This is a genomic window from Methanococcoides mangrovi, from assembly GCF_052057775.1.
Classification (GTDB): Archaea; Halobacteriota; Methanosarcinia; order Methanosarcinales; family Methanosarcinaceae; genus Methanococcoides.
The window spans coordinates 826589-844062 of sequence record NZ_CP195121.1; the positions used below are offsets into that span (position 1 = coordinate 826589).

Annotated in this window: 18 protein-coding genes; 7 read left to right on the top strand and 11 right to left on the bottom strand. The window is 47.3% G+C overall.

Annotated features, from left to right (window positions below):
• The first annotated feature begins 10 nt into the window (after positions 1–10).
• Positions 11–1117: a TIGR04013 family B12-binding domain/radical SAM domain-containing protein gene (locus ACR3I3_RS04165; RefSeq protein WP_440953308.1), complete on the top strand. Its 1107-nt coding sequence runs from the start codon at positions 11–13 to the stop codon at positions 1115–1117.
• 11 nt (positions 1118–1128) lie between these two features.
• Here the strand turns inward: ACR3I3_RS04165 and ACR3I3_RS04170 are convergent, their stop codons facing one another.
• From ACR3I3_RS04170 to ACR3I3_RS04185, 4 genes are all read right to left on the bottom strand, one after another.
• Positions 1129–1833, bottom strand: coding sequence for a YkgJ family cysteine cluster protein (locus tag ACR3I3_RS04170; protein ID WP_440953309.1), 705 nt, complete (start codon positions 1831–1833; stop codon positions 1129–1131).
• A 79-nt stretch (positions 1834–1912) separates the two neighbouring features.
• Positions 1913–2986 (bottom strand): NAD(P)/FAD-dependent oxidoreductase, encoded by a 1074-nt coding sequence (locus tag ACR3I3_RS04175; RefSeq protein ID WP_440953310.1) that lies wholly within the window; start codon positions 2984–2986, stop codon positions 1913–1915.
• A 69-nt stretch (positions 2987–3055) separates the two neighbouring features.
• The gene (gene uvrC / locus ACR3I3_RS04180; RefSeq protein WP_440953311.1) at positions 3056–4861 is read right to left on the bottom strand and encodes an excinuclease ABC subunit UvrC; all 1806 of its coding nucleotides are present in this window, start codon (positions 4859–4861) and stop codon (positions 3056–3058) included.
• Positions 4862–4908: 47 nt separating this feature from the next.
• Positions 4909–5670: a ribonuclease H-like domain-containing protein gene (locus tag ACR3I3_RS04185; RefSeq protein WP_440953312.1), complete on the bottom strand. Its 762-nt coding sequence runs from the start codon at positions 5668–5670 to the stop codon at positions 4909–4911.
• Between the two features lie 177 nt (positions 5671–5847).
• Here ACR3I3_RS04185 and ACR3I3_RS04190 point away from each other — a divergent pair, with 177 nt between their 5' ends.
• From ACR3I3_RS04190 to ACR3I3_RS04215, 6 genes are all read left to right on the top strand, one after another.
• Complete coding sequence (locus ACR3I3_RS04190) at positions 5848–6120, top strand: PRC-barrel domain-containing protein (RefSeq protein ID WP_048206042.1); 273 nt, start codon at positions 5848–5850, stop codon at positions 6118–6120.
• 7 nt (positions 6121–6127) lie between these two features.
• Positions 6128–6859: a tRNA(His) guanylyltransferase Thg1 family protein gene (locus ACR3I3_RS04195; protein WP_440953313.1), complete on the top strand. Its 732-nt coding sequence runs from the start codon at positions 6128–6130 to the stop codon at positions 6857–6859.
• A gap of 209 nt (positions 6860–7068) precedes the next feature.
• Positions 7069–8022, top strand: coding sequence for a tyrosine--tRNA ligase (locus tag ACR3I3_RS04200; protein WP_440953314.1), 954 nt, complete (start codon positions 7069–7071; stop codon positions 8020–8022).
• 99 nt (positions 8023–8121) lie between these two features.
• On the top strand, positions 8122–9258 hold the full coding sequence (locus ACR3I3_RS04205) for a hypothetical protein (RefSeq protein WP_440953315.1): 1137 nt from the start codon (positions 8122–8124) through the stop codon (positions 9256–9258).
• Positions 9259–9346: 88 nt separating this feature from the next.
• Positions 9347–11347 (top strand): cation:proton antiporter domain-containing protein, encoded by a 2001-nt coding sequence (locus ACR3I3_RS04210; RefSeq protein ID WP_440953316.1) that lies wholly within the window; start codon positions 9347–9349, stop codon positions 11345–11347.
• Between the two features lie 18 nt (positions 11348–11365).
• Positions 11366–12643 (top strand): methanogenesis marker 16 metalloprotein, encoded by a 1278-nt coding sequence (locus tag ACR3I3_RS04215; RefSeq protein ID WP_440953317.1) that lies wholly within the window; start codon positions 11366–11368, stop codon positions 12641–12643.
• Here the strand turns inward: ACR3I3_RS04215 and comE are convergent.
• From comE to ACR3I3_RS04250, 7 genes are all read right to left on the bottom strand, one after another.
• Complete coding sequence (comE, locus tag ACR3I3_RS04220; RefSeq protein WP_440953318.1) at positions 12612–13175, bottom strand: sulfopyruvate decarboxylase subunit beta; 564 nt, start codon at positions 13173–13175, stop codon at positions 12612–12614. The two genes, ACR3I3_RS04215 and comE, sit on opposite strands and share 32 nt — an antisense overlap.
• Complete coding sequence (gene comD / locus ACR3I3_RS04225; RefSeq protein WP_440953319.1) at positions 13172–13669, bottom strand: sulfopyruvate decarboxylase subunit alpha; 498 nt, start codon at positions 13667–13669, stop codon at positions 13172–13174. Before comD ends, comE begins: the two co-directional genes overlap by 4 nt.
• Positions 13670–13673: 4 nt before the next feature.
• Positions 13674–14300, bottom strand: a complete 627-nt coding sequence (locus ACR3I3_RS04230) for a (Fe-S)-binding protein (RefSeq protein ID WP_440953320.1) — start codon at positions 14298–14300, stop codon at positions 13674–13676.
• A 3-nt stretch (positions 14301–14303) separates the two neighbouring features.
• Positions 14304–15005, bottom strand: coding sequence for a GTP-binding protein (locus ACR3I3_RS04235; RefSeq protein ID WP_440953321.1), 702 nt, complete (start codon positions 15003–15005; stop codon positions 14304–14306).
• Positions 15002–15766, bottom strand: coding sequence for an ATP-binding cassette domain-containing protein (locus tag ACR3I3_RS04240; RefSeq protein ID WP_440953322.1), 765 nt, complete (start codon positions 15764–15766; stop codon positions 15002–15004). The genes ACR3I3_RS04235 and ACR3I3_RS04240 overlap by 4 nt, the downstream gene beginning before the upstream one ends.
• A 1-nt stretch (position 15767) precedes the next feature.
• On the bottom strand, positions 15768–17021 hold the full coding sequence (locus ACR3I3_RS04245; RefSeq protein WP_440953323.1) for a cysteate synthase: 1254 nt from the start codon (positions 17019–17021) through the stop codon (positions 15768–15770).
• A gap of 176 nt (positions 17022–17197) precedes the next feature.
• The gene (locus tag ACR3I3_RS04250) at positions 17198–17431 is read right to left on the bottom strand and encodes a cytochrome b5 domain-containing protein (protein ID WP_440953324.1); all 234 of its coding nucleotides are present in this window, start codon (positions 17429–17431) and stop codon (positions 17198–17200) included.
• Between the last annotated feature and the right edge of the window lie 43 nt (positions 17432–17474).

Here is a 17474-nt window from a genome sequence, read left to right on the forward strand (position 1 = left end):
GGTCAGATCTATGGATGTTTGTTTCAGGTGGATGCAGAAGAACACTTACAGCCTTGCGGCTCTTCTTCCGCTTATACCTGGCAACAGCATTGTGAAAAAGCCTCAAGATGGCATCATGATATACAGTTTTCCCACAAGGCAGAAAGAATCCGTATTTTCAGAGGTCGACGGTTCCACAACAGATTCCGTCTATATTGCAGGAGGGCCACACCCTTCCGGTTCTGTGGAGGAGACCCTTGAGCACTTTGATTATGTTGTGATTGGTGAAGGTGAGGAAACGCTTCCGGAACTTGTAAGGGCCCTTCAGGCAGGTAACGATCCTTCTGATGTAAGGGGTATTGCATATCGCAGGGAAGGGAATGTTGTCTACACCGGAAAACGTGATCCTGTGGACCTTGACAAATATCCCTGCTTTGATCCGGAAGGTATTCGTGCCCCCCTCGAGATCAGCAGGGGGTGTCCATGGCAATGCAAATACTGTCAGACCCCAAGGCTGTTTGGCAATAAGATGAGGCACAGGAGCATTGATTCAATAGAAAGTTTCGCAAAACACTACAATGACCTTCGATTCACTTCCTCGAATGCCTTCGCCTATGGCAGCAATGGTGTGCACCCTCAATTCGATAAGGTGGAGAGACTGCTTTCGCGGTTGCATTCGATGGAAGGTAAAAATATATACTTCGGCACTTTCCCCTCAGAGGTCCGTCCGGAATTCGTGACCCATGAAGGGCTGGACCTGGTGGACAAATACTGTAGCAACAGGACGCTCAGCCTGGGTGCCCAGTCCGGCAGTGACAGGATACTGAAGGAAATGCTTCGTGGTCACACTTCAGAGGACGTTTCAGTTGCAGTTGAACGCTGTTTTGAGCACGAGATCATCCCGGTGGTGGATTTCATATTCGGCTTCCCGGATGAGACTGAAGAGGACCAGCAGAGCACACTTAAGCAGATAAAGTGGATATCCGGAAAAGGTGGCAAAGTGAGAGCTCATTACCTTACACCCCTGCCGTCCACTCCCTATGAGAACATAGTTCCTGCACCGATATCCGATTCGGTCCACAAGATACTTGGCAAGATGGCGAGGGATGGCAAACTTAACGGTAATTGGAACAAGTAAGTAAAGGTTATTCAGTTATCACCTGAAATTCTATTGAGCTCAAGCCCATCCTTGTAAAATACGTAAACTTCTATCTCTTCGCCTTTGTTGAAAGCACGCATCATTTTGTCATAGACCGATTTGACGTGGCGAAGCTTGTTCTTTTCGAAGTGTTCCTTTATCTTCCGGAGGAATCTGATCTGCTGGCGAAGGTATGCTTCCTCATATGCTTTTGTGTCAGCGGCAATGATCCTTGCCTCGTCTTCCGATACCTCCGTGTGGTAGCATCCGTGTTTGTTGAGGCCCGATATCTGCCTCCAGTCCAGATTACCCTCATCGTCCGTTTCCCTGTGGAGCATGTAAGGGTAAAGGCGACAGATAGTAAGTCTTCTGTCATAGATGGTGCATCTTTGATCCTCAAGCATTATACAGCTCCCGTCCTCCTTTGTTCTCAGTGCATATCCCGATACATAGAAACGGCCGTTCTGGTCACAGAACTCATAGTAAGGTGCAGGTTCTATTAGGTTCGTGTCGATGTTTTTCATGACTTCGGTATCCCTGTCGAGGAGGAATACATGATCATTGAACTCTCTGGTGCAGCACCTGCCGCAGAGGTCACATTCGAAACCCACTTCCATGATTATATCGACAAGCTTCTCATCAGGGTATGCAAGCATCTCCTCAAGTTCCTTCTTTGTTTCCTCGATCTGTTGGTCAATAGAAGTAATGTTTCTCACCTTCCTATGTTCTGTATGCAATTTCCTGCTAACCTGTTTTGACAATAGGACACTTTGTTAATAAAACATTGTCAGGTTCTCAAAGCCTGAGCTCAGGATACCTGTCTCTCATTTTCCTGATGGCAAAGGGATATGCAACCCTTTGCAGATAATTGAAGTTGTGGAACGACTGCATGTATTTCGGAGGGTTTCTTGTGCCTTTCAGGGCATCGAATATCATTGAATAGTTCCTTGCCCCAAAGCGTTCCCATATGTACCGGTTGACAAGGCTTGCCTTCAGCTTGTTCCGGAAGCATTCGGTAGCAGCTTTTTCATAGTCCTCACCATGGATGATGCTTCTCGCAGCAAGGTAACCGGACCTCATTGCACTTCGCATGCCGAATCCCCATACCATGTCCTGGAGTCCCGCAGCTTCTCCCACATACAGCTGTCCGTTGCTCTCGAAATGGCAGTCCAGTGAGAATGAACCGATTCCACCATCAGGTCTTGGATTCCGGATGTCCAGCTCGACCATCTCTGAGAATACCCGCTTTGTGTTCTCAAGGCAGTCTCCCACATTGTTGAACCTGTCAAAAAGGACGGTGCACATGCAGCCCGAACCGTTCGTGACCAGCAGGTAGGAGTAACCAAGGTAGGCAGCCCTGTCATCAACAAAGGCGATGGCCATGTCGTTCATTGATGTATCAAAGGCGATTCCCTTTGCAGCAATGAAAACCTCATTTTTCACAGGCCCTGTGGCTATTATGTCCACTTTATCAAGAGGTGCCTTCTCCTGAAACCGTATGTTCACTCCGCTCTGAAGGGCCTGCTCCTTAAGTCCGTAGTCAAGGCTTCCGGGAACCGAGCCGCGTTTAACAAGATAGAATGCAGGAGTTCCAGGATCAGCTTCAAAATCCCAGCTCTTCATGCCGTTGGAAACTGTAAAATTATAGAACGGGTCAAGGTCAAAGTTTGTCTCCAGGTTCATTTCCCGGAGCTCCTCACTGATGTCCCTTTTATCGGACCAGTTCTCCAGGCCCTGCAGGCCGCCTTTAAGGTGCTTGCCCACATCAGGTGCCTTCTCGAACACATCCACCTCATATCCTGCCTTCGCAAGATTGATGGCTGCTGTAAGCCCTGATGGTCCGGCACCTGCAATTCTTATCTTCCTCATCTGTTCGGGAATAATGCCTGAGGATGTATTAGTATTTTGAGATTGTCCATTTTTCACTTCAATTAACTTTCAATTTTGATCGTTCTTGAAATGTTCGATGATCTTTTCTGCAAGTCCTTTGCTGATACCTTCTACTTCCACAAGGTCTTCCACGGAGGCACGCCTTATCTTATCGATGGACCCAAAGTGGTTCAGCAAAGCCTTCTTTCTGGACGAGCCGATACCGGGGATCGAATCAAGTTCGGAATGTGACAACCTTGCAGTTCTTCTTCTGCGATGCGACGAAACTGCAAAGCGGTGGGACTCATCCCTTACCTGCATGAGCATTTTCAGCGCATCGGAGGTATGCGGCAGTATCACAACCTCTTCATGATCTTCCTTTGGAACGATGATGTGTTCGAACCGTTTTGCCAGTCCTACCAGTGGGATGTCAAGTCCAAGTTCTTTCAGCGATCCCATTGCCGCCCCCACCTGTCCGGGTCCTCCATCGATGAGTATCAGGTCAGGCAGTTTGTTATTCTCACTTTTCTGCTTCCTGTACCGGCGTCCGACCACTTCTGCCATCATGGCAAAGTCATCTATCCCCTTTACTGTCCTTATGTTGAAGTGGCGGTACTGGTCCTTTGCAGGCATTCCGTTTTTGAAGACCACAAGAGACCCGACGGCATCAGTGCCTGATATGTTGGATATGTCAAAACCCTCGATATGCACTGGCAGGGTCGGCAGGGAGAGCTCATCACGAAGGTGCAGCAGTGCCTGCAGCGCAGCATCCTGGTCACTTTTCTTGATGTGTGACTGCTCCATTGTCATGACCGCATTCCTTGCAGCCATTTCAAGGAGCTTCTTCTTGTCGCCCCTTGAAGGCACCTGTATGCGGACGTTGCGTGATGCTTTTTCGGACAACCATTTTGTGATAAGCTCCTCATCGGGTACCTGATGTTGCACAAGGATTTCAGGAGGCACCGGTGCATCCTGGTAATACTGTTTGATGAACTCCGCAACGACCCGGGATATGTCTCCGGCTGCATCTCCCCATGAAAGTGAGAAATCGGCCTTACCCACCATATTGCCGTCGCGGATGTAGAATACCTGCACAAAGATGGTCTCCTCATCGGCTGCAGTTGCTATAAGGTCGCTGTCATTGTTCCCGGCTGTTGCGGTCTGCTGCTCGGACAGGCTTTTCAGGGCTGCGATCTGATCACGGACTGCAGCAGCGGCCTCGAACTCCTGTTCCTTTGCATGAGCCTGCATCTTTTCGGTAAGTGATCTGAGAATTTCCGATGTATCGCCTTTAAGGAATTTCACCGCTTCCATGACGTTCCTGCGATATTCATCTTCGGAAATGGATCCGTTGCAGGGTGCGTAGCAGCGGTCGATATGATAATTGAGACACGGCCGATGTCGCTTTCCATCGATCTTGCGATTGCATCTTTTTAATCTGAATACCTGTGATATCATGTCAAGTGTACGTCGAACCGGCTTGACATTGGTATATGGGCCGAAATACAGTGCTCCGTCCATGAGCCTTTTGCGGGTGATGAAGATACGTGGGTACTTCTTGTTGACTGTGACCTTCACGTAAGGGTATCTTTTGTCGTCCTTCAGGTCGATGTTGTAGTGAGGCCTGTTCTTCTTTACAAGATTTGCTTCAAGTATCAGTGCAGCGACTTCAGATTCGGTGACAATGTAATCGATATCCCTGATCTTCCGGACCATTGCCCTGGTCTTTGAGGAATGGTGCTTTCCGGACTGGAAGTACTGGCTGACCCTCTTCTTAAGGGATTTTGCCTTCCCGATGTAGATAATGTTGTCGGAGTCGTCCTTCATCAGGTAGACTCCCGGCAGGTCAGGGATATTTGAGATGTCCGGTATCATTATATTCTGTCATCCTCTGTTGCCCCGGGAAAAAGTTCCGTAAGGTCTCATTTTCCAAGGGCTTTCTCGAATGTCTTTTCGATGAACCGGGGATATGTTTTATTGATAATGGTCTCCAGATTGACGATATCCTCCCGGTTGTACTCAAGAAGAAGGTCCAGTGCATCCTCACTTCCACGCTCGTACTCATGCCAGAGCCTGACCGCATCGAAGCCGGTGATGTCAACCGTATCATCGGTTCGCTGAATTCCCAGCTTCTTTTCGATGGCCTTTAATCCTCCTGAAAGGCCGATACGTCGAAGGGGATACATGAGGTCCACATGGAGCTGATTGAAATTGATCTCCGGAAACTCGTGCTGGATGAACGGCAGGTCAAAGCGTGCTCCGTTGAAAGAGACCAGCAGTTCATATTTTTGCAGTTTTTCAACGATGTCATCAAGGTCTATGCCTTTTACATAAGTTCTTGCATCCTTTCCATCATAGATCCCGACAACGGTGATGCAGGAACTGCTGGCAGAAAGGCCGGTGGTCTCAATATCCACATAAGCGACGGAATCAGAGAAATGTTCGAAGGCTCTCCAGTGTTCTGCTCCCGGAAGACAGTTGGCGAAGTATTCAAAATCCTTTTCTGCAAGGCGTTCTTTGGATTCAATGATCCCATTTTCGATCCTTTCTTTCCTTGTCGCGGGTATTGAAACGGAGTCCTGGTTCTCCAGGTATTCGTCCCACTGGCAGTATCCGCTCTCCCATATGCGTTTTTCAATGGTTTTTCCAATTCCGGGAATATGTGTATAGGTGCTTGTAAGCATGTTCTTTGCCCCTTCGAACCTTTCAGTTACGATCCTATTTAATTATGATGAGCTGGACATTTCTTTGTTAATGCCCGGCCTTTAGAAGGATTTAAGGCATAAGATACGTATTTTATATATATCATCAACATGTAAATCATATTTACAATTTCAATCGATCATACAATAGGGGCTATCATGCGCGCAGATATAACATCACTTTTTGGGTTAAATGTGTATACGAATCAGGGTACGTATGTAGGAAAAGTGAACGATCTCGTTTTCGATGTGGATGAGAGGGTCGTTTCCGGCCTTGCTCTTTCAGACATCAACCGTGACATCTTCGATGTTACAACAAGAGGGGTCATTCTTCCATACAGGTGGGTTGTGACCACAGGGGACATCGTCCTCATACGCGACATCGTCAAAAGGTTCAAGAAACCTGTGAAAGAGGAAGAAAAGGAAGACTGAAACTCTCATGAAACAGCGGGAGATCTATTCAGATCTGCGCTGCCTCGCTCCTGTTATCATACGTGTTGATGGCAGGACGTTCAAACATACGCTTTCAAGGCTTGGTTGTGAAAAGCCATATGATGAAAAGTTCGCGACTGCCATGGCGGATTCCCTGGAACTTTTCTTCAAAAGGAGCGGGATGAGTGCAGCGCTGGCATATACTTTTTCTGACGAGGCAAGCATTCTTTTTTTGGACCTGCCCTTTGATGGCAGGGTCGAGAAGCTTGATTCAGTGGTCGCCAGTTACCTTAGCAGCGCTTTTACAATACAGATGGGTCTTGATGAGCCCGTTTCCTTTGATGCAAGGATCATCCCGATCGAGAAAGCCCATGTTACTGAGTACCTGATCTGGCGACAGAACGAGTCCTGGCGAAATTGTGTTAGTTCCTATGGCTATTACACACTTCTTTCCGAAGGTATGGGTGAGAAGGAGGCTGCAGCTGAGCTCAGGGGTAAGAAAGCCGCAGACATTCATGAGATGCTGTTCAATCGCGGCATAAACCTCGATAAGGTCCCGACCTGGCAGAAAAGAGGTGTTGTGATACATAAAAAAGAGTATCATAAGACTGGCTTTGACCCGGTGAAGAACGAAAAGACCCTCGGTAAGCGGAGTAAAGTTGTCCAGGACTGGGATATTCCCATGTTCTCTTCCGAAGAAGGGGCAGATTTTTTGAAAAAATATATTCAGGACCAGTGATCTGTAAGGTTGAATATTACTGTATTTGATCTATCTTTCTATATCATCTGATAATTATCATTTTTATAGTGTTTGGTTTGGTCGCAGGCTTAATTTCTTCCGTGTTAGTCACTGGCGTACCGTAACCTATATGGTCATGACCTGAGTTTAAGGTCTCATTATTTTGTAGTGATCCGTTTAAGATCCACTATGATGTTGAAGGTGAATTCATGGAAAAGATCGACCTTATAAAAAGAAATGTACAGGAGATTGTCACGGAAGAGGAGCTTACAAAATTGCTGGAGTCAAAGGAACATCCTTCAGCATATACAGGCTACGAACCCAGTGGTAAGATCCACATGGGTCATGTTCTTACTGTGAACAAGCTACTGGACCTTCAGAATTCAGGATTTGAGATCACTGTTCTTCTTGCGGATGTTCATGCCTACATGAACCAGAAAGGTACCATGGAAGAGGTTCGCAAGATCGCTGATTACAACAAGGAATGTTTCCTTGCACTGGGGCTTGACCCGGAAAAGACCAATTTCGTATATGGTTCTGATTTCCAGCTTTCCCCTGAATACATGCTTAATGTGCTTAAGCTCACCCAGTCCACTTCACTGAACAGGGCAAAGAGAAGCATGGATGAGGTGGGAAGGAAGATGGAGGACCCAAAGGTCTCCCAGATGGTCTACCCTATCATGCAGGCAATTGATATTGCCCTTCTTGGAGTTGACGTTGCCGTGGGCGGCATCGACCAGAGGAAGATCCACATGCTTGCAAGGGAAGGTCTTCCCGGACTTGGTTTCAAGGCCCCCCTGTGTATCCACACTCCTATCCTTCTTGGCCTTGATGGTACCAAGATGTCATCATCCAGCGAGAACTACATTTCAGTGGATGATGATGCAGCATCTGTAACCAAGAAGCTTAAGAAAGCATTCTGCCCCGCAGGTGTTGTTGAGGATAACCCTGTAATGGCACTCTTCAAATACCACATAATGCCACGCTACGATGAGATCGTCTTCGAAAGACCTGAGAAATTTGGTGGCGACCTTGTGTGCAAGAGCTATGAAGAGCTTGAGACCGTGTTCATTGAAGGTACCCTTCATCCAATGGACCTGAAGGCCGGTGCAGCCAGGTACATCAATGAGATACTTGACCCTGTAAGGGCAGTTCTTGGATGACCTTATATTGGCAGCATATCCTTTGCTGCCTACGTAACCTATTTATCGTTTGCACCATAAGAATTAATTCAATAAGAATTAGTCGAATTGGGGAGCCGCATGAAATATACATTTCAAGATTCTAATGAATTACCTGTCCAGAGGGATGTTATACAGGACCTTCAGGATTTTGTTTACATATCCAGCAAAGTTCTTCCAATTGAGAATGCTTCCATTGAGAAGAACGATGACCTGATCAGCAGGCGCACGTCCCTGGAGACCGGTTCCGAGGAACTGGGTTCCGTAAACAGCAGGCTTCTGGAGTTCATTGATACTGCTGCCCGGGAGTTTGAAGTAAAAGAGCTTCTCGATTACAGGAATTCCATTCTTGATGCATGCGAAGCTTCTTTCAATAAGAGTTCGAGTGCCATGATTTCAGAGATCGAGAGCATTAACAAAAGCATAGATTCCGGGCTGGATGATGTGGAAAGACAGATACTTTCCATACTTGATCCCTTCTTTGAAGGCGGTGTTTATGGTACATCTGAAAAGTACTTTGCTTCCATGGACAGGAACATTCTGCGTGGTAAGCTTACCTCGACAGTTGCCGGAATGGAATATGAGTCCGAACTTACTTTTACCGATAGTTCTTCTACTATAAGGGGATTCTTCGGAACTCTCTTTTTACCTACCTGGACAAGGTCCGGTATCATATACAAGGAAGATAAAGTGAAACTGGAAGATGTGTCCGATTTCCGTCTTTCGACACTGGATTTCGATGATCATAACATCAGTGCAATGTTCATCAACAAGAAAGCTACCAAGCGGTTCAAGGTCGATATGAGCGGAGATTCCCTTGTGATCTATTATGATGGCAATGAGGTCACAGCAGATCCTGCGCTCATGAACTCTGTTAAAGAAGAACACGTAGTTGAAATGCTTGATGCTCTTAAAGACTACATCCGTTCTCATGTGAAGAGGAAGACCCTCGTCAAGCTCATGCTTGATGGTGAGGATGCCATTCGCAACAACCAGACGTTCGATTGCCTGAAGCTGATCGCCGAGCAGTTCACGGACATCATCAATGAATGCATCGAAAGAGGTTATGTTGACGGCGAGATCACAATAAAGATCGAGCAGAATGACGGGACTCGCACCGAGAAATATGTTAGCAAGTCTGAACTTTTCGATGAGCTTTCAGAGTTCGGAAGTGAAGGTCTTGAGCTTGCAGGTCTTCTTGGTGTGGATAACATCTGATCATATCATTCTCATTCGGTCATATTCATGATATGGCCTCTTAATTTATCTTATATACTATCCTGATATTGCCTGGAGGACTGGCTAAATGGAATCATCAATAATATATAGCCTTGACGTAATTTTCGGTTTGTCCATAGGCATACTTTATCTCTGTCATCGTCTTCGTATACCAATTGTAGTGGGATTCCTTTTTACGGGTATGTTGCTGGGACCTCATGGTTATGGTCTTATAGACGCGATAGAGGAAGTTGAGGTCCTTGCTGAGATCGGTATCGTATTGCTACTTTTTACGATAGGTGTCGAGCTTTCCTTAAAGGACCTCTGGAGCATAAAACGTGCTGTCATTATAGGTGGTTCGATCCAGGTACTGCTTACCATTGTGGTCGTATATCTCATTTCTTCATTTATGGGGTACGGTTATGGTGAATCGGTATTCATTGGTTTCCTTTTCTCTCTTAGCAGTACCGCTATCGTTCTAAAACTTCTGCAGAACAGGGGAGAATTGCATGCTCCTCATGGGCGTCTTTCTCTCGCGATCCTTCTCTTCCAGGATGTCATAGTTGTCCCTATGATACTGATCACGCCATTCCTGGCAGGTGTTAGTGGCAACGGTGAACCTGCCCTTATTCCTATAATCGCAAAAGGAATGGGTCTGGTCATTCTGGTAATAGCAAGTGCAAAATGGATAGTTCCAAATGTTCTCTATCAGATCACAAAGACCCGCGATTCAGAACTTTTCTTCCTGTGCATCATCGTTGTCTGCCTTTCTGTGGCATGGCTTACATTCAGTATGGGATTATCCCTTGCACTGGGTGCTTTCCTTGCAGGACTTATCATTTCTGAGTCTGAGTACAGCCATCAGGCAATGAGCAATTTGATACCATTCCGTGATATCTTCATGAGCTTCTTCTTTATCTCAATAGGTATGCTGCTCGATATCGATCATTTCTTTGTCAATCCTGTGCTGTTCATAATGGTGGCCATCGGTGTTCTGTTGCTAAAATCAGTTATCGCGGGTCTTGCCTCTTATCTACTTGGCTTCCCGCTGCGTACAGCGATCCTTGGAGGTCTCGCACTGGCACAGGTCGGGGAGTTCTCCTTCGTTCTTTCCACTTTCGGTCTGGAATTCGGTATCCTTGGACAGGACGTATACCAGTTGTTCCTTGTGGTCTCCATCCTTACAATGGCAGTGACCTCATCTGTAATGTCACTCTCACCAAGGATCGCTGACCATGTTGTGAACCTCCCCCTGCCTCCAAAGCTCAAATGCGGATTCCATCCCAGAGCGATGGAGTCGATCCTTAACAAAAAAACACATCTGGAGGATCACCTCATAATTGCAGGTTTTGGTTTCAATGGTCATACAGTTGCGAAAGCGGCAACTGTTGCCGGCATACCATATATTATCCTTGATACTAATCCTGAAACTGTAAGAAAGGAACAGCTAAAGGGAGAAAAGGTCTATTATGGCGATTCTTCCCAGAAAGGTGTACTGGAACATGCGGATATAAAGAACGCAAGGGTACTGGTGGTATGCATATCAGATCCGGCAGGAACCAGGAGGACAGTTGCACTTTCACGAAAGCTGAATCCCAATCTTCATATCATTGCCCGTACACAGTATCTGCAGGAAATGGAACCTCTGTATGAACTGGGTGCAAATGAGGTCATCCCCGAGGAATTCGAGACATCGATCGAAATATTCGTAAGACTGATGAAGAGATATCTTGTTCCAAAGGACGAGATAGAGAGGCTCGTTTCAGAGATACGTCAGGACGGTTACGAGATGTTCAGGACACTTTCAGGTTCAATGAACATCTATGACATGGATGTTGATATTCCTGATATGAACATTACGAATGTAAGGGTAAGGTCATCTTCTTTCGTAGTTGGAAAGACACTTGCCCAGCTTGAGCTCAGGAAGAAATATGGTGTTACCATACTTGCTATTCGCAGGAACTCAGAGGTCATTTCAAATCCTGATGCAGACATTTATCTCACTGCACATGACGTGGTCGTGCTGATGGGTACGCCGGAAATGATCTCAAAGGTCGATCCGCTTTTTGCAGGCGGGAGCGTTGAATAAGGTAGATGGAGTGTTTATATGGAACGTAGCATTGAAAGCATAAATGAACGCATTGCAACAGGTGAAGCTGTTGTGCTTACTGCACAGGAGGTCTGCGAACTTGCGGATCGCGGTGAAGATGTTGAAAAGGTGGATGTTGTAACAGCAGCGACACGTGCTATCATGAGCGGAACGTATGCTATCCTCTCGTTCCCTGTGGATGCACCCTGCAGTTTCCTGCGTGCAAAGGAAGTCTATATGAATGGTGTCCCTGCCCACGTGGGTCCCTGTCCCAATGAAAGGCTTGGTATCCTTGACCTGATGCTTTTCGGCACGGACCACAGCCTTGACGACCATCATTATGGTGCCGGTCATCTCTTCCGTGATCTTGTAGCAGGGAACCCTGTAGATGTAAAGGTCGTTACGGACAGCGATGTTACATTCACGACACAGGTAACATTGGATGACATGCCTTATGCCATGATGTATGGTACGCGTCATGCTTTCAAGAACTATTCTGCTTTTGTGAACACTTCCGACGACCCTGTATCCTCCATATTCCATGCAATGGACTTCGGACCACGACTTACAGAGGCTACGATATCCGGTTGCGGTCAGATTAATCCGGTAAAGAACGATCCAATGCTTGAATCCATCGGTATCGGGACACGTATTCTCATGAACGGTTCGGAAGGTTTCATAATGGGATCCGGTACTCGTAGTGCCAAAGAGAAACCAAACCTTACGGCCTTTGCGGACATGCACAACATGGACCCTGAATACATGGGTGGTTTTTTCACATCAGCAGGTCCGGAATGTATCGTTTCCTGGGCAGTACCGATAGCTGTTACAGATCCTTCGGTTACTGATGCAATTAAAGAACGGGACCGCGATCTGAAAATGTCTGTCATGGCTGTTGATAAGAGAGCCTGTGTGGGATATTCCACGTATGGTGATGTCTGGGAAGATGTTGACCTGGAAGTAAAGTTCGCTCCGGAGGAATGTATCAGCTGTGCCCTGTGTGAACCTCAGGAGAACTGTCCGATGGCTGCCATCAGTTTCGAGGAGGGCAAGGTAAAACTTGACAGGTATGCATGCTTCAATTGCGGACTGTGTACAACTCTTTGTGTTGGCGATGTGTTCACCGGTAAAATGGGCTCCATCAACTTCGAGCTGGGTGACTATTCGGCCAATGTCCCTATCGTATTGCGCCAGTCTGACAAAAAGAGAGCTCTGGAGCTGTCAGAGAAATTAAAAGAAAGGATACTGGATGGCTCTTTCCGTCTTACTCAGATGGTCGGGCACATTCAGCCATAAAGCGTTCGATTATCTCTTCAGGGGACATGCTGATTATGGGCACGGATGCATTTCCGGGGTCCACGCGTACAACGATCATTCCCCTGTCAACCTTTTTTAACATCTTTTCGAGATCGTCCTCATTATCGACAGTGTGAACCTCATCGATACCTGCTCCCTTTGCAACAGCACCCAGGTCAGTTCCGTGTGATGTGGCTGTGGGTTGGTCACCGGTAGAGCCGTAGGTTCCGTTGTCGATCACAACAAGAAGATAGTTTTCAGGTCTCTGGTGTGCAATGGTGGCAAGGCTGCCCATGTTCATGAGGACAGAACCATCACCATCGATAGCAATGACATGTCTTTCAGGTACAGCGAGGGAAAGTCCCAGTCCAATGGATGATGAAAGTCCCATGGATCCAAGCATGTAGAAGTTCCCGGCTCTGTCCTTCAGGTGGTGAAGTTCCCTTGAGGGGAATCCGATGTTGGCTACGATCAGTGAGTTCTTCTCTTCTGCCTTTCTGGCTATCATTGAGATCGCATCTATACGCTTCATTCCGCCTCCCAGAAACCGATCTCGAGAAGGACCGCAACTGGTCTGCCTTTCTCGGATGCGACGTTCCATGCGTGGATTATTGCATCTTCAACATTGTCTATGGTTGGTACCACATACGGTATGTCGAGTGAATCGAGCAACGATGGTGTAAGCTGGCCCATAGGTATCTGGGCACATATTGTCTCACCTTCAATTCCCCTATGGCTCATAATCATCACCAGGGGGATGTGGAACAGCTTGTTGAGGGATGCAAGTGCATTGATGGAATTTCCGAGTCCCGAGTTCTGCATTAGCATTGCAGGGACCTTTCCTCCCATATAGGCACCGGCACAGATTCCCACGCCTTCTTCCTCGCGGGTTACCGGTACATGGATCATTGAAGGCTCATTATCTATCATTGGAAGTATGTCCTTCAGGTTAACGCATGGTACACTTACAACAAGGTCTATGCCTGCCATCCTCATGCCATTGAATACTGATGTGCTGGGGTCCATTATATCACCATACCTTCAGGTCGATCGCTTCGATCCTGACATTTCTTTCCTCTACTCCTACAACGATGCCTGAATGCACTTTCTGCATCATACAATGTGTGGGTATGAACTTAACCGTTTCACCTACTCTAGGGATACGGCCGTTTTTCACTTTTCCTTCAAAGGCAAATATGAGGCATATTCCTGCATCAATGAACTCAACTTCCTCGTTTCCAAGGCGCTGGAGCGGGCCGACCATGTGGACGGTGATAATTCCGCGGGATGCTTCTATGACCTTCGCGAAATGTGTTATAGGGCAGCCAAGCGGGCGGTACCTTACAAGGTCACCTTTTTTCAGTTCGGTGCCGTCGATAGGATGGATATCCTCCCTGCATGTTGGTTCACTGTCAAGCGGGGCGAGGGTGAAGTCTGCCTCAAGGCCGTCGATCACTCCAATGATGTTCGTGCTGTCAGACCTGTCCTTCAGGATCTCTTTCAGCTTCTTTCTGTTCTCGGCAAACTGCTGTTTTCCCATGAATGGGCAGAGTCCGATATCCTCTGCTTTTCTCATGTTCTCTGCAAGGTCACGACATTGCTTGTATCCGCATTTGCCACAATTGTATCCCGGAAGCAGCTCAAATATCTCCTGCACTTCTCACTCCCCCCTGTATTCCATGAATCCGTCAAGGTGGCGGAGAACTCCCATGTGGTATTTGCGTTCAACACGTTTCTCACCACTGCAGAGGGTACAGATGGCAAGTGGTGGGTTGTACCTGAGTACCATGTCCTTCGGGTCAGCCTCAATTCCTTCTTCTATGAGCTCTGCAAGTTCGATGGCACCTTTTCCGCTAAGTCCGTTAGCTTCTACAACCATGCATTCGGGGTTGACCTCAAGTACCCTTTCCCTGAAGACCTCACGCTCTGCCTGTGAGACGATATCTCCCTTTGTCATGACAACGATATCTGCTGTTGTCAGCAGCGGGCCGACCTTCAGGGGTGTGTTCGGTCCTGTGGTCACATCAATGACACAGACAGCCAGACATGAATCCGGGTAAGGTGCACATCTTAAGCAAAGTCCTGCAGTCTCATTGAGCAGGACATTGGAACCTTCCTCTTCTGCCCATTGCAGCATGGGCTCTGTATTGTAAATGGTAAAGTGGTCAGGACACATGTCCCTTGCAAGACCTATCCTGATAGGGACTTCAAGTCTTGCGAATCTCTTGTCGTCATCTGTCCAGAGGCAGTCGACCTTGACGACCGCTGGCTTACTCCCACGCCTTTTCAGGGCCTGTATGGTGTGAAGCAATACTGAGGTTTTTCCGGAACCTGGTGTCCCTGCGACAACTACAAGCTTCATACAACACCTTCCACAACCTCTCCCCTGCGAATGATCTCGCGAAGGTCCATCATCCAGTTATCAACTTCTGACACGCGGTTTCCGACATTCTTCTCCTCATCACTTGTTGTGATTATGTCGGACATTCCTCCATTCTTAATGACTATCCTGCGGGACGCCATGAGTGCAAGTACAGGGTCGTGTGTGACGACCACTACGATCTTTCCTTCACCTGCCAGAAGCTCCAGGGCTTCCTGTTTCTTAATTCCCGCATTCTCGATCTCATCGATAAGCACGATAGGTGAATCGCTGATCACCGCGATGTCGGCTGTCATCAGGGAGCGTGACTGGCCACCACTCAGTACGGTAAGAGGTTCTTCCTCACGTATGGGTTCGCCTGTAAGCGTATTTGCAAGTTCGATAACCCTGTGCATGAGTTCTGGATCCTTCCCGCGACTTCTGGCATGCATCTGCAGGAACTCGGCAACGGTCATGTCAGCAAGGAAGTGCATGTTCTGGGAGAGCTGTGCGATAAGCTTCAGGCGTGGATCCCCCCTCATTTTAGTGTCAGGTTCTTCGTCATTGATAAGTATCCTGCGTCCGGTGGGAGTATCTCCCTGTGCCAGTTGCTCGATATCATCGATAAGCGTACTTTTTCCGGAACCTGTGGGGCCAACTATTCCCAGGATGTCTCCTGGGTTCACTTCCACCCTTTCTATAGCTTCCTTTATACCTTCCTTGTTAACGCCTCCGATGATGGTGAGCTTTATTGAGCTACTCACTTCAGTAAACCCCCAGGTTGAAAAATTCGGAGACCTTTTCAAGTATCTTTTTCTCAGAATCCGGGTCATTGGGGGATACTGTGAGCGTCACATCCAGTTTTTTTGTGGTAAAGTCCTCTTCCAGTCGTTTTTGTCCGCCACCGGTAATGTTCAGTACGATACTGTCACCGGTATTGATCTCACCTGTTTCCACAGCTTTTATAAGTGCAGCACAGGCTACGCCTGGAGCCGGTAATATATCGATCCCTTCTGTCTCTTCGAAAAGCTTCTGTGCATCTTCCGCTTCCTTGTTTGTGATGCCGTAGATCAATCCGTTAGTGTCATCAAGTGCATCTTTCACTCCTCCCGGGGCTGAGTATGGGGGTTTCCTGTTGTAGAGCACATCGTCATGCATCTCTTCAGGGCAGTGACCGGTGAGTTCAGTACCTGTCCACAATGAGTAGAGCGGTGCACATGGCATGTTCTGGGCAAGATGAAGTCTTGGCATGTTGTTGCCAAAACGGCCGTCCTCAAGAAGTCTCATTGATGCTTCCCAGGCTGAGATGCCGCCTGTTCCGCTTCCTACTGCCTGGAAATAGTGGTGTGGAAGGCTTCCGGTGGTGAGAACTGCATCCAGCATCACGGTGGCCATTCCGTCCCTTCTGGCAACGTTGCGCGCACCGCCTTCGCTTACAAAACCATCCTTTGCTGCTATCTTCTCTGCCATTGCGATAGCCTGGTAGTAATCACCTTTCACGGTGACCGTGCAGATGGATGAAGTGTCATCATTTATAGTCCACAGGCGATGCATGCTTTTCTCTGGTACTATGAGAAGCAGTTTCCGGCCTGTAATAGATGCCACATGGGCAAAGGCCCTAGCAGTGTTGCCCGCAGAAGCGACCACCAGTATACGTTCTTCATTTCTTTCGATCAAACGCTGCATTGTGGGAAAGGACTCGAGGTCCTTGAAGCTGCATGTTCTTATGAATGCTCCTTTTTCAGGCCAGTAGCCGTTGAATGTGATGTAAAGTTCCTGCAGTCCCAGCTCTTTTGCAAATCCTTCACTTTTGTATGTTACAGGTCTCCCGGATCCTTCCTCGATGATCCCGTTAACAGGCAGCCAGTCGATATATCTCCAGATGCCAGGCATGTCTGTTGGTTCTATCTGTTTTTTGGAATACTCTGTACGCAGTAATGAATCATCATTGGGGCAGTGTAATGCATAAGGTTCCTGCACGTCTCCACATTTAGTACACTTCACGACATACTTGCTCATGCGTTCAAGTCGGAGAATCGGTTTATATATCTTTCCATTAATATGGCAAAAATTGCCGTCTCAGGATCATGCACCGTACCATATGGACTATAAGGCAACCAATTTGTGAAAAAAGTAAAATAAAGATATGCAGGCATCTTAAAATGCCTGTTTTGTCTGTCAATTGAAAAAGATGATCAATCTATCAATGTACCGACAAGAGGGAAGTCTTCCATGACGTCATCATCGTGTGGAGAATCTTCCATTTCTTCAGTAAGGTCCATTCCAGCTTCATGCATTCCCTGGTGGTCCCCATCATCCCATAGCATGCTTTCAGTCACATCGTAGACCTTTCCCTGATATGCTATGTAGCACTTTTCCCCATTCTGGCCATTGTATTTTGCAAGTTCTTCTTTTGTAAATTCTTCCATTTCAATAACCTCCGTTGTTAAATGTGATATACTGTTCAATGAT

Coding starts and splice junctions, on each gene's coding strand:
- ACR3I3_RS04165 (WP_440953308.1), top strand. CDS start 11: ATGGATGTTTGTTTCAGGTGGATGCAGAAGAACACTTACAGCCTTGCG.
- ACR3I3_RS04175 (WP_440953310.1), bottom strand. CDS start 2,986: ATGAGGAAGATAAGAATTGCAGGTGCCGGACCATCAGGGCTTACAGCA.
- uvrC (WP_440953311.1), bottom strand. CDS start 4,861: ATGATACCGGACATCTCAAATATCCCTGACCTGCCGGGAGTCTACCTG.
- ACR3I3_RS04185 (WP_440953312.1), bottom strand. CDS start 5,670: ATGCTTACAAGCACCTATACACATATTCCCGGAATTGGAAAAACCATT.
- ACR3I3_RS04190 (WP_048206042.1), top strand. CDS start 5,848: ATGCGCGCAGATATAACATCACTTTTTGGGTTAAATGTGTATACGAAT.
- ACR3I3_RS04195 (WP_440953313.1), top strand. CDS start 6,128: ATGAAACAGCGGGAGATCTATTCAGATCTGCGCTGCCTCGCTCCTGTT.
- ACR3I3_RS04200 (WP_440953314.1), top strand. CDS start 7,069: ATGGAAAAGATCGACCTTATAAAAAGAAATGTACAGGAGATTGTCACG.
- ACR3I3_RS04205 (WP_440953315.1), top strand. CDS start 8,122: ATGAAATATACATTTCAAGATTCTAATGAATTACCTGTCCAGAGGGAT.
- ACR3I3_RS04210 (WP_440953316.1), top strand. CDS start 9,347: ATGGAATCATCAATAATATATAGCCTTGACGTAATTTTCGGTTTGTCC.
- ACR3I3_RS04215 (WP_440953317.1), top strand. CDS start 11,366: ATGGAACGTAGCATTGAAAGCATAAATGAACGCATTGCAACAGGTGAA.
- comE (WP_440953318.1), bottom strand. CDS start 13,175: ATGAAGCGTATAGATGCGATCTCAATGATAGCCAGAAAGGCAGAAGAG.
- comD (WP_440953319.1), bottom strand. CDS start 13,669: ATGGACCCCAGCACATCAGTATTCAATGGCATGAGGATGGCAGGCATA.
- ACR3I3_RS04235 (WP_440953321.1), bottom strand. CDS start 15,005: ATGAAGCTTGTAGTTGTCGCAGGGACACCAGGTTCCGGAAAAACCTCA.
- ACR3I3_RS04245 (WP_440953323.1), bottom strand. CDS start 17,021: ATGAGCAAGTATGTCGTGAAGTGTACTAAATGTGGAGACGTGCAGGAA.
- ACR3I3_RS04250 (WP_440953324.1), bottom strand. CDS start 17,431: ATGGAAGAATTTACAAAAGAAGAACTTGCAAAATACAATGGCCAGAAT.